This window comes from Vibrio sp. B4-6 (genome assembly GCF_963888245.1).
Lineage (GTDB): Bacteria > Pseudomonadota > Gammaproteobacteria > Enterobacterales > Vibrionaceae > Vibrio > Vibrio anguillarum.
This window is the reverse complement of the sequence record NZ_CAWPIM010000022.1, coordinates 386,727-398,191: the sequence shown is the minus strand read 5'-3', so window position 1 is coordinate 398,191 and position 11,465 is coordinate 386,727. Positions and strand designations below refer to the sequence as shown.

The window sequence follows — 11,465 nt, the reverse complement described above, 5'->3', positions numbered from 1 at the left end:
CAACGTGGCGAAAAGGCGTTGCGATGAAATAATAAGGTCAGACATTGTCTGGCCTTATTTATATTGCTGGCCTTTCTCTCATAAAACGTGCAAATCTTGGTTTTCCTTCTGCAGTGAGATCATTAAAACGAAAAGTAATAATGGATCCGATCTTTGGCGGATTATTTCTGATCTCATCAGAAAAACCGCTGCCGATATAGAACTCAACACCGTTTTCTAAGCGCACTAGCACTGATCCCATCATACCTTGGTACTTGCCAGACCCCAGTTTATAACCAATGACCGTAGCTTCAGCATCTTGGTGTTTTTTAAGCTTAAGTAAATCGTTACTGCGGCCAGCTTGGTAATCGGCATTAATTTTTCGCAGCATCACCCCTTCACCCTGCCCATCACTTACGTTGTCTAAATACCCAAGCAGCTCTTTTTCTGAGTGAATTGGTGAATGTTCAATATAGGTAATATGCGGAGCATTCATGAGTGAGGATAAGTGGATGAGATGGCGGTATCGCTTTTGGTAGTCACCGATCGCTTCGGGCATATCAAACAGCATAAAGCGGATGCTTTGCCACGCTTCATCGGTTGGTATGGTATCCAATACCGTTTGTTGAACGTGATGAAACTGACCTCGTCCAGCCCAAAGCTCTCCTTCTAATGCTTTATTAGGTAATGGTGCAGTAAACCAAGCAGGCGCATTGATCTTATTACCATTACGCGTATGAAGATATTGTCCATTCCAGACGGCGCGAATTCCATCCAGTTTTTCACTTTTCCAGTACTCAGCAACATCAATGCCATGTTGGTAACTATTGGCTGCTGTGACCGGAATAAACATCTGAAAGTTTTCCGTTGCAATAACAGGAATTGTGTTCAATAAAGCGATGGAGAGTAGCGATAGTTTCAGTTGCATGCCGTCAGGCTCGATCAATCAAAATGTGGTACATACTTAGCACGTACCACTCATATGAAAACCATAAACAAGATAAATTGCGATGAAATTCATACTCAATCATCTCTAAAAAACAGCTTATTACATAGACAGTTACGACATGTAGATAGTGTTTTATCAGCCTTTAAAACCTAAGCGTTTTTAGGCTGCACGTGTGTATTCAAGCCACTCCAAATGATTTTGCCCTGCTTTTAAGCCCATGTCATAGCCTATATTGAGCAAAGGTAACTTCATCGTCAGTCTCTTAACGGGAAACCCTTCAGGTGGCGCGATTACTCGAATGATGGCATCAGAAGGTGGATTGCGAATAAATTCAAGTGATTGGTTGTAATGTTTCGCACGAAATAGCATTGATTTAGCCATATTTGGATGGCGTGAAAAGAGTTTTTTCATCATCCACTTACTTTTAGGGGGCGACATGATATAGCTAAGTGGATGTGATAAAACAACCGTAATATCTCGTGCTCCACGGCGATACGCTTCTTTAACAGGGATCGAGTCAGCAACCCCTCCATCAGTGTAGCAACCACCATGGAAACAAGGCGTGTGCTTATAAACTATCGGTAGAGCGGATGTGGCTTCAATGGCCGTGCTCAAGTTTTCTTGAGTCACTCGATAATAATCGGCTTTACCCGTTTCGATATTGGTTGCAACGGCAAAGAAAGGGACTGAGTTAAACAGTTTGTCTTCATCAATCGGATAACGTCGGTTGGACTCATCGATTAGCCAACGCACATCGACGAGATTTCCCCCCTTAATAAAGCGAATTGGGTTAAAAAAAAGACGGTCGGTGGCAAGCTGAGTTACAACGTGATAACTGCGTCTCGGTTGCTTCGCAAGGTAGCCGATTAAGTTTGAAGCTCCAGCTGAAACACCTAATACAAAATCAAATGGGTTGTGCTGATGTTGTAAAAAACTATCCAAGACTCCACTGGCAAAAATGCCGCGCATCGCACCACCTTCAACCACTAACGCTTTCATCATGATTCTCTCTCTGTACTTCATCGTTAAACGTTATGGTACGGAAAAAATCAGAAAGACAATAATAGGTTCTCTTTATCACTAAGATAGGCAAAACCGAACCAATGTCAGTCTTGATAATGACGATTCAAAAATCGTAAAAGGTCAGACGCCTCATCATCGGGCAGATGAGGCGCTATGATCAGATATTAGCAGTTTGCGCTTGCTGAACTTTTTGTAAACGAGAAAGGAATTTGATCCATCCTTTGGCATGGCTTGATGGGTTTAGGTTTTCAGCTTGCTTGGCTTGGTATAGAGCATTATCGAGTTGATTGAGTTTGTACAGCGCATGAACTCGCGCTAACGCGACATCGGCTTTTTTCTCGCGCGTGGTGACTTTATCCAACGCCTGTAACGCTTCTTTAAATTGCCCTTGCTGGTTGTACAGCAGCGCCACTTGCCAATAGTATTGCTCATCCTGTTCAGCTGCTTTTGTCCATGTTCTGATCGCGGATTGCCATTCTTTGGCTTGCTGCCAGTAAGTGGCTTGCTCTTTCAGTAAAGTTAAGTCTTGATCAGCATCAGATAATGTTTGCAGAACTTGCGCCGCACGTTCTGGAATGCCATTTTGCGCATACAACTGCGCGAGCAAGTGTTTATCCTTATCGGTTAATTCCATACCTTGTAATTTGGCTAACGCTAGACTGTTTAATGCTTGACGACGCTGATCTAAACGCAGATGTAAACCGACCAACTGTCGCCACCAACTGGCTTGGTCAGGCTCCAGCATGATCAGTTTTTCTAAAGTTGGAATGGCCGCCTTCCATTGTTCTAGCTGAAGCTGCGCACCTAATTTAAGTGACAGTGGGTTTTTAGTATTGAGTGGTGTCACGGTTTGGTATTTATCCAACGCATGCAGCACTTTTTTCCATTGTGCAATTTGGTAGTGGGTTTGTGCGATACGCAACCACAGATCGTCTACTTTCTGTGAAGGAGGAACGGATTTCAATAATTGGTAGTAGTGCGGTAACGCCTTTTCAAATTGTTGTTCATTGACATACAGATCAGCCAACATACGTTCGGTGGTCCATGCCTGCTCATCTTGCAGCTCTCCACTCTCTACAGCGTACTTGATCTGTTTGACTGCCGCTTTGGGCTGACCACTTTGCCAATAAAACACACCAAGCATCCGGGCAACAAATGCTTTATCGTAAAGACGTGACGTTTCAACACTGCTCAGTACCTCAATGGCTTGAGTGAGGTTCTCTTCTAATGCAAATTGCTGTGCTTTTTGCACTTTCAGGACTGTTGTCGCACTTAATTCGCTCGCATTTAAAGAGAGCGAGCCGATAACAAGTGATAAGCCAATCAACATACGTTTCATCATTTGGCGATTTTAAACTCCACAGTCACGGTTTGTCCCGGCTGCTCAATAGCTTTGCCGTCAACAATCTGAGGTTGATACTTCCATTTTTTCAGCGCTTGCATCGCTTCACGCTCAAACATACGTTTAGGATTGGCATCGACGACATTGATGTCGACGGCTTTTCCTGTTGTATCAATGGTAAAGCTTAATGTAACGAAACCTTCTACGCCTCGCTTTAGAGCTCGGCTTGGATAAAGCGGCTCGACACGATATAACGGCATTGCTTGCTGGTTTGAGCCAAAATCACCAAAGGTTGGTGCGCTAATCGCCACCCCATTAAGCGCTGTATCCAAACCCAAAGCTGGTAAACTAGTGAGTGATGTAGCGGCCGTAGCGGTAGTTTGTGACTGTGTCACTTGTGCTTGCGGTGGCGGCTCAGGCAACTTTAAAGGTTCCGGAACGCTACGTTGGCGACGCTCTAAATCGTGTTCTTGTTCCATCATCACCATGTTAAATCGCAGTGCTTGAGTTGGTTTTACAGCGTGTTGGTTACCGTTATCCACCATCCACGCCATAAAACTGAACAGCGCCAGCGAAATCGCTCCTGCAATTGGCAAAGCAAGCAGTAAACGTCCCATTAACGCTTCTCCGCCGCCAATGCGATATTTTTCACTCCGGCCCCTTTGGCCGCATCCATCACTTTAACAACCGTACCGTTATAAGCATGTTCATCCGCTTGAATCACTAACGCCGCATCTGGTTGTTCGAGTAGCAGATGTTCTAGGGTGGCCTCTACACGTTCAACATCAATCAAGCGTTTATCGATGTAAATATCATTGGATGCATTGATAGCGACAAAAATACCCGCATCTTTCTGACTCACCGCGTGAGAAGCTTGAGGGCGGTTAACCTCAACACCTGATTCACGAACAAATGAGCTGGTAACAATGAAAAAAATCAGCATGATAAAGACGATGTCGAGCATCGATGTTAAGTCTATCTGCGCTTCATCATTTCTTGGCTGGCGTCTGCCTAATCTCATCGCAAACTCCTTAACGATTTTTCTAATTTTAATTCAAGTAGATGACACTTTTTTGCAAGACGGGCATGCACAAACATGCCCGCAAGGGCCGCGACCATTCCGGCCATTGTCGGTAATGTGGCCAATGAAATGCCAGATGCCATCAATTTAGGATCGCTGCTGCCTTGATTTGCCATCACATCAAACACAGAGATCATTCCGGTGACGGTGCCGAGCAGCCCTAACATTGGGCAAAGTGTGACGAGCAGTTTGATCATGTTAAGGTTGTGGCGCAGCATCTGTTGTGCTTCACCAAGCCAACCCTCGCGAATCGCATGGGCATACCATGAATGGTGTTCCACGCGTTGATGCCATTGCTCTAACCACCCTTTTCGATATTTAGGAAAGCTCAATACCACAAACAGTACGCGTTCGATGATCAACAACCAATAAAGCGCCACCACCCCAGCTAGCCACCATAAGACGATACCCCCTTGCTGCATAAACTGCTGCAAGGTTGCTAGCCAGTCATTGCTGAGCAGTGCGCTTGGCAATACGCTGTTCATTACGCCGCATTCCTCATTGAAGCTTGACATTCTTGCTCTGCTTGCGCAGCAACGAGGCCAATCCCCTGCTTTTCTAAAATAGAGCGAATATTTTCCGCTTGAGAGCTTAAGATATTATGAGCTAATAATAGTGGGATCGCAGAGACTAAACCCAGCACGGTAGTCACCAAGGCCATTGAAATACCACCCGCCATTACTTTTGGATCACCGTTACCAAATTGTGTGATCACTTGGAAGGTTTCAATCATGCCGGTCACCGTACCCAATAGCCCAAGCATCGGCGCAATCGCGGCTAATAACTTCAGCATCGATAAACCTTTTTCCAAATGCGCTTGTTCATCGACCACCGCTTCCAGCAAGCGCAGCTCCAACGCTTCTACGCTGCGATTTTGCTCTTTGTTATAGACGCTGAGTACACGCCCCAATGGGTTATTACCAATTTTCTGTACATCTTTAAGCTGCGCTTTGATCTTGTGGTGAGTCATCACCAATGCGAAGCCGCGATAGAAAGCGATGATTAAACCAATACCAAGCAGTACCAAAATGATGTTACCAACCGCACCACCCATTTGTAGCCGTTCGGCTAATGTTGGCGTAAGGGCTAGCTGTTCAAGCATGATGCCACGCGAAGGATCGACCACTAAGCTTTCGATTTCCCCCGTATTTAGGCCAGAGAAAATCGGTCCATTGTCCGGTTGTTTCAAATAAGCGGTGGCGGCTTGTTTATCCCCGTTCCATTTGACATAACCTTGCTCTGTCACCAAACCAAAGGTTCCAATACGATAGGCGGCCACATTTTGCGTGACACCGTCACCATTGATAAATGCGATCTGAACGCGGCTTAGCTCACCACTGGCGATGATCTGTTCAACATAGCTGTGCCATAACCCTGTCAGCTGCGGCATCGAGGGTAAAGATTTTGCGGCGACAATTTCTTGTACCCGCGATGTATACTGATGGCGATCAACCGCAGTGATGGAAGATTCCAATTCACTGCTTAATGCTTTGGCATTTTGGCGTACCACACCAAACAGCTCTCCAAGGCTTCCTGTTTCTAAGCGAAGCTGCTCTTCTAAACGTGCTAGTCGGTTTTCATTATTACTGAATTGCGTGCTTAGCTTATCCGCTTGCGCTTGTAAATCTTGGCGCTGAGCTTCTAGCTCTGCTTTGGCGCGGCGTAGCTGCTGTTCGGTTTGTTTAAAACCCGCTTCGCGTTCGATATTGTGCTGCTGCTGCTGTTTGTTTTCCACTTTGGCGTTGCTGACTAATTCCGTAGAAGCAAAGCTGTTGAAAGCCAATAGTGTTAAACAGAGTGATGAGAGAGAGAAAACCATCTTCATTTGCTTTGCTCCTCTACTAACTCAAGTGAAACAGGTATCGTCATTAAGTTTGGTGTAATTAAATTGTTGGCCATTTTGAAAGCGGTATCTAAATCGGCATATAACCCACTATCGACATCGGTCCACTGGTGCGAGTTTTGGCTCCAGCTCCAATACTGTTTGCCATTTAAGCTACGAGCCACCAGCGATAAACGGCCAACGTATAAAATGTCAGCTTCAATGGTTTTGTTTTCATTGAGCACCACTGCGCCTTGATAAACACCCAGTTTAGTCCCGTAATCAATTTCGATTTGGTACGCTTCAAGAATACGGCGGTATTTTTCAGCATCGCTGACATCCGATCGCACCATCATCGATTCCAGCTTTTCTAAACGCTCTAAACGCGTTTCGCGCTTTAATGGTTTGTCGTTTTCGATTAGGGTACGTAGCCCGTCGATCATCTGATACATCAAAGGAACGATGCCTTGGCGAGTCAGTTTTATCTCATCAATTTGTGACGATAGACTTTGCGCTTCCTGATTCTGGTTTTCCACCAGCGATGCCAAGTGATTACGATAAATAGTGAGATTTTTCACTTCTTCTTTTAACTGATCGATATCAGCTTGCATCAGCAACGCTGATTGAGAACTGTGATTGATGTTCTGTTGGCTGGCGACTGAAGCCGAATTGGTTTTATTTTGGATGGCATTCGCGTCACTGAGTGTAGAAGCATTTACTGCGAACAAACTGGTAGTCGCCACCAAGGACAAGCTGATTTTTAAAAGATTCATAGACGTTATTCATTACCTTCAACGAAGTGTTATCACCTTGTTGATAAAAGCTCTCATTATCATCAAGGATCGCATTCTAACGATTTTTTCCGGTGCAAACAACCACAGTATGCACCGAACACTCTTTGCTGATGAGTTTTAAAGCCAGCTACCCTTTATTTACCTTTGCTGACCCCAAATTGCCAAACAGACTTCATTAAACTTTTGACTTTTATTTTGACCACTCGCCAATGTGTGATGGGCCGTATAGGTGCGGTATTTAGCAGGTGTTGGTAGGTTTTTTCGCTCAAACGCCCCTCTTTGCCGTGTGCAAGAAGCAGTGTTTCTGGGTTGAGCTTGAAGATCCGTTCAAGTGACTGGCGATATTGATTGGGATGGAAAGTAGGAAAAGGGGCAATCAACTGCTTTTTCACTTCAACCATTAAATCAGCAACATACACAATGCCTTGCTGTGCATGGTAGACAGACAAATCTCGGTCGGTATGCCCTGGAGTTTCTAAGATTTGCCATTCGTTAAAATGAGGAATAGTGTCGCCATCGTTGAGCTTAATATCAGGCTTTAAGACACGTGGATACCATAAATTCTGCCGCGGGCGGCCTAGGCGATTCGCCATCCAACGCGCAAGCGCAAGATCTGCTAGATGCATACAAAATCCGTCCAAGCCACGATACCAATCATGATCTTTATTGGCAGAGATGATTTTACAACCCGTTAATGCACGCAATTGATGAGCCGCCCCAGCGTGATCTGGATGCATGTGAGTTACCACAACGGTATGCAGATGTGAAAAAGGACGGTTCAGTTCATTCTCAATGAAGTGCTGCAACGTAGGAATGTCTGCTCGACTTGCACCGTCTAGCAGTAATAATCGTTCTGGATATTCAGCCAGATACATATTCTGAATATAGCCTTTGATCGTATGTAGCTTCACCGTTATCCCTACTTGACAGATCAGACCTCCTGCCTGATGTTGGATAAGCATAGCATTAGCGAAAGTGATGTCCAAAGCGCGTCGTCTCTCATTTCCATCAATTTGAAGACAAAATAGAAGGCGCGCGCTATGCTGAGCCGGTTTTAATTGTGTGGAGATAACGCTATGAAGCCTATGATTATTGGCCACCGCGGAGTGGCCGGCCATTACCCTGAAAATACGCAAGTGAGTGTGCAAGCCGCTATTGATTTAGGCCTAAAGTGGGTTGAAGTGGATGTGCAACCGACTCAAGATCACATATTGGTTGTTTGCCACGATCACACCATTAATCGTTGCAGTAATGGTAAAGGGCGCATTGATTCTTACACGCTTGAGCAATTACAACAGTTCGATTTTGGCGGTTGGTTTGATCCTCAATTTGCAGGCGAACCCATCATGACATTAGAGACGTTGCTGACACTCGCAAAGCAGCACAGCCTTGGTTTAAACATTGAAGTCAAAGTGGATAAACACGATGTTGCTCAAGTCGCTGCTCAGCTTAAAGCGCAACTGGATCAATGTGGATTACCGAATGAACAGATTGTTCTCTCCAGTTTTAGCCACGCTATCATGCGCGAGCTTTATCAGCATTGTCCGGGTTATAAATTGGCGGTGTTGAGCGAGCGATTAACGCGTAAAGATAAGCAAGTGTTAGCCGAAATTGACGCCTTTGGCTGTAACCTTAATTATCAATGGATCAGTGCAAAACACATTGCCGAGTTACATCAAGCGGGTTACCAAATTTGGTGCTACACGGTGAATAATCCGAAAAAGTTCAAACATCTCAACTCGGTTGACGCCATTTTTAGTGACGATCCACAGTGCTTTTTGTAAGCCTGCAAGCGTTTAGCTGACTGGTAGAATCTCTTTATTGAGAATGATTCTTCATAATGCGCCACTCTTCCACTCTGTCATCACTCAATAATATGGATGATTTCCTAAGGTACTCTCTATGATACTTGACTCATCGTTATGGATTTGGATCCCGCTGCTTTTTGCCGTTATCTTCAGTTTTCAAAAGCAATTACGTCCAGCATTCGCCTTGCTAGCACTGTCGTTAGTGGGCGGATGGTTCACAGACCGATTATCGTTAATGGCCCTGCTGTATGTCGCCATTGGATTATGTGGTGCTTATTACATCCCACAACTGAAAGGCCGCTGGAAATGGTTTGCTCATGGTGCGTTGCTATTATGGGCAATTGCACTGCTGCTGCATGCTATTCCTGGTTTTAATAACCCTAAAGTGCTGGATAATGTGGTGGCTGGTGCAAATAGTGCCCCCTTTCGTCTCTACTTGAACCTAGATAAACCTATGGTATTTTTTGCTTTGCTACTCGCTTGGCCGCCACTCCTTGGCAACCATCAAACCATTCGTTGGGCCGCGATCGGTAAAGTGTCGATTCCTCTTTTTGCTTTGCTTTTTGTCGCATGGGCGCTTGGCGCAATTAAGCCCGAGTTATCTTTACCGACTTGGTGGTGGCTCTTTGCTCTCAATAATTTGCTTTTAACCTGTGTGGTGGAAGAAGCATTTTTCCGGGGCTATTTACAAAAAGCCGTTAGTGAAAAATTCGGTCTATGGCTAGGTATTGCGCTCGCTAGTATCCTATTTGGTCTTGCGCATTTTTCTGGCGGCGTGACTTTGGCGCTATTTGCCACATTAGCTGGTATTGGCTACGGCGCGATCTATCATCTAAGCGGGCGTTTATGGACGGCTGTACTCTTCCACTTTCTCTTTAATTTTTCCCACCTTATTTTCTTCACTTATCCAGTATGGGTACAGCGTTAAAACCTTTAAGCCAGCTGAAGTTTTCGCTGGCTTTTTTCTTTTTTTCAGTCGATGAAATACCTTATTGATAGTTTAGTGACAACCGTTATGAACAACTGAGTATAAAACGAATTGTTCTCATTATTCCTATTTTTGGCCTAGGGTTTATGGTCAACGTCATGTTGATAATAATACTCCAGGGAGGAGAGAATGAACCAGAAACAAACGTTATTGGCGATTGCGCTAGCAGGCTGTTTCAGTACCGCTTATGCAGAAGAAAAGGTGTGGATTTCCATTGGTGGTGACGCGACGCAAACGGCGCTTCGCTCTGGAGCCCAAAGCCTATTACCTGAAAATCTTATCAATCAAACATCAGTATGGGTTGGGCAAGTACCAGTAAGCGAGTTGGCGACGCTTTCACATGAAATGCACGAAAATCATCAGCGATGTGGTGGTTATATGGTCCACCCTTCTGCACAAAGTGCGATGAGTGTCAGCGCAATGCCGCTGAATCTAAACGCTTTCAGTGCACCAGAAATAACTCAGCAAACCACCGTTAACGCTTGGTTGCCATCAGTATCAGCGCAACAAATCACCAGTACCATCACCACCTTAACCCAGTTTAAAAATCGCTTTTATACCACCTCGACTGGTGCTCAAGCATCGAATTGGATTGCAGATCATTGGCGCTCACTCTCTGCGTCACTGCCCGCAAGCAAAGTAGAACAAATCACACATTCAGGCTACAACCAGAAATCGGTAATGCTCACAATTACAGGCTCTGAAAAACCTGACGAATGGGTGGTGATTGGCGGGCATTTAGACTCGACACTTGGTTCTCGAACCAACGAAAGCAGTATTGCGCCGGGTGCGGACGACGATGCATCAGGTATCGCGGGCGTGACAGAAATCATCCGTTTGTTGTCTGAGCAAAATTTTCGTCCTAAACGCAGCATCGCTTTCATGGCTTACGCTGCTGAAGAAGTGGGCCTTAGAGGTTCACAAGACTTAGCCAATCGTTTTAAAGCCGAAGGTAAAAAAGTAATGTCTGTGATGCAGTTAGACATGACTAACTACCAAGGTTCACGCGAAGATATTGTCTTCATAACCGATTACACCGACAGTAATTTTACCCAGTATTTGACACAACTATTGGATGAATATTTACCGTCATTAACCTATGGATTTGATACCTGTGGCTATGCCTGCTCTGATCATGCCTCTTGGCATGCGGTTGGTTACCCAGCCGCGATGCCTTTTGAATCCAAATTTAATGATTACAACCCTAATATTCATAGCCCGCAAGACACTCTGCAAAATTCCGACCCAACAGGATTGCATGCGGTGAAATTTACTAAACTTGGATTGGCTTATGTGGTTGAAATGGGTAACGCCTCAACACCGCCTACACCGAGTAATCAACTGAAAAATGGCGTACCTGTGAACGGTTTATCGGCCAGCAGAAATAGCAAAACCTGGTATCAATTCGAACTGCAGGAAGCGGGCAACTTGAGTATTGTATTGTCAGGGGGAAGCGGCGATGCCGATTTATACGTTAAGTATCAAACTGATGCTGATCTACAGCAATACGACTGCCGTCCTTATCGCAGTGGCAATAATGAAACGTGTCAGTTCTCCAATGCTCAACCGGGCCGCTATTCTATTTTGCTGCATGGATACAACAATTACAGCAATGCAAGTTTAGTGGCGAATGCTCAATAAACAGCGCAAAGAAAAGCCAGCCGCAAGGCTGGCTAATC

12 protein-coding genes are annotated in these 11,465 nt (G+C 45.0%); 3 read left to right on the top strand and 9 right to left on the bottom strand.

Annotated elements, in window-relative coordinates; genetic code table 11:
• Positions 1–58: 58 nt before the first annotated feature.
• From AACV20_RS08520 to AACV20_RS08480, 9 genes are all read right to left on the bottom strand, one after another.
• On the bottom strand, positions 59–907 hold the full coding sequence (locus tag AACV20_RS08520) for a DNA ligase (protein WP_170907136.1): 849 nt from the start codon (positions 905–907) through the stop codon (positions 59–61).
• Positions 908–1,087: 180 nt separating this feature from the next.
• Positions 1,088–1,951 (bottom strand): patatin-like phospholipase family protein, encoded by an 864-nt coding sequence (locus AACV20_RS08515; protein ID WP_017047626.1) that lies wholly within the window; start codon positions 1,949–1,951, stop codon positions 1,088–1,090.
• Between the two features lie 157 nt (positions 1,952–2,108).
• Complete coding sequence (locus AACV20_RS08510; protein ID WP_170907135.1) at positions 2,109–3,293, bottom strand: tetratricopeptide repeat protein; 1,185 nt, start codon at positions 3,291–3,293, stop codon at positions 2,109–2,111.
• Positions 3,290–3,910, bottom strand: a complete 621-nt coding sequence (locus AACV20_RS08505; RefSeq protein WP_170907134.1) for an energy transducer TonB — start codon at positions 3,908–3,910, stop codon at positions 3,290–3,292. Before AACV20_RS08505 ends, AACV20_RS08510 begins: the two co-directional genes overlap by 4 nt.
• Positions 3,910–4,314, bottom strand: coding sequence for an ExbD/TolR family protein (locus tag AACV20_RS08500; RefSeq protein WP_013856855.1), 405 nt, complete (start codon positions 4,312–4,314; stop codon positions 3,910–3,912). Before AACV20_RS08500 ends, AACV20_RS08505 begins: the two co-directional genes overlap by 1 nt.
• Entirely contained in the window at positions 4,311–4,859 is a 549-nt protein-coding gene (locus tag AACV20_RS08495) for a MotA/TolQ/ExbB proton channel family protein (protein WP_170907133.1), read from the bottom strand. The genes AACV20_RS08500 and AACV20_RS08495 overlap by 4 nt, the downstream gene beginning before the upstream one ends.
• Complete coding sequence (locus AACV20_RS08490) at positions 4,859–6,199, bottom strand: MotA/TolQ/ExbB proton channel family protein (protein ID WP_047689424.1); 1,341 nt, start codon at positions 6,197–6,199, stop codon at positions 4,859–4,861. Before AACV20_RS08490 ends, AACV20_RS08495 begins: the two co-directional genes overlap by 1 nt.
• Positions 6,196–6,969 carry a DUF3450 domain-containing protein gene (locus AACV20_RS08485; protein WP_019282153.1) on the bottom strand — a complete coding sequence of 258 codons (774 nt, stop codon included), beginning with the start codon at positions 6,967–6,969 and terminating at the stop codon, positions 6,196–6,198. The genes AACV20_RS08490 and AACV20_RS08485 overlap by 4 nt, the downstream gene beginning before the upstream one ends.
• A gap of 155 nt (positions 6,970–7,124) precedes the next feature.
• Positions 7,125–7,901, bottom strand: coding sequence for an MBL fold metallo-hydrolase (locus AACV20_RS08480; protein WP_170907132.1), 777 nt, complete (start codon positions 7,899–7,901; stop codon positions 7,125–7,127).
• 165 nt (positions 7,902–8,066) lie between these two features.
• Here AACV20_RS08480 and AACV20_RS08475 point away from each other — a divergent pair, with 165 nt between their 5' ends.
• The 3 genes from AACV20_RS08475 (at position 8,067) to AACV20_RS08465 (ending at position 11,427) form a co-directional block, all read left to right on the top strand.
• Complete coding sequence (locus AACV20_RS08475; protein ID WP_115339797.1) at positions 8,067–8,774, top strand: glycerophosphoryl diester phosphodiesterase; 708 nt, start codon at positions 8,067–8,069, stop codon at positions 8,772–8,774.
• Positions 8,775–8,892: 118 nt separating this feature from the next.
• Positions 8,893–9,726 carry a CPBP family intramembrane glutamic endopeptidase gene (locus AACV20_RS08470; protein ID WP_017047619.1) on the top strand — a complete coding sequence of 278 codons (834 nt, stop codon included), beginning with the start codon at positions 8,893–8,895 and terminating at the stop codon, positions 9,724–9,726.
• 189 nt (positions 9,727–9,915) lie between these two features.
• Complete coding sequence (locus tag AACV20_RS08465) at positions 9,916–11,427, top strand: M28 family metallopeptidase (protein ID WP_170907131.1); 1,512 nt, start codon at positions 9,916–9,918, stop codon at positions 11,425–11,427.
• Positions 11,428–11,465: the final 38 nt, after the last annotated feature.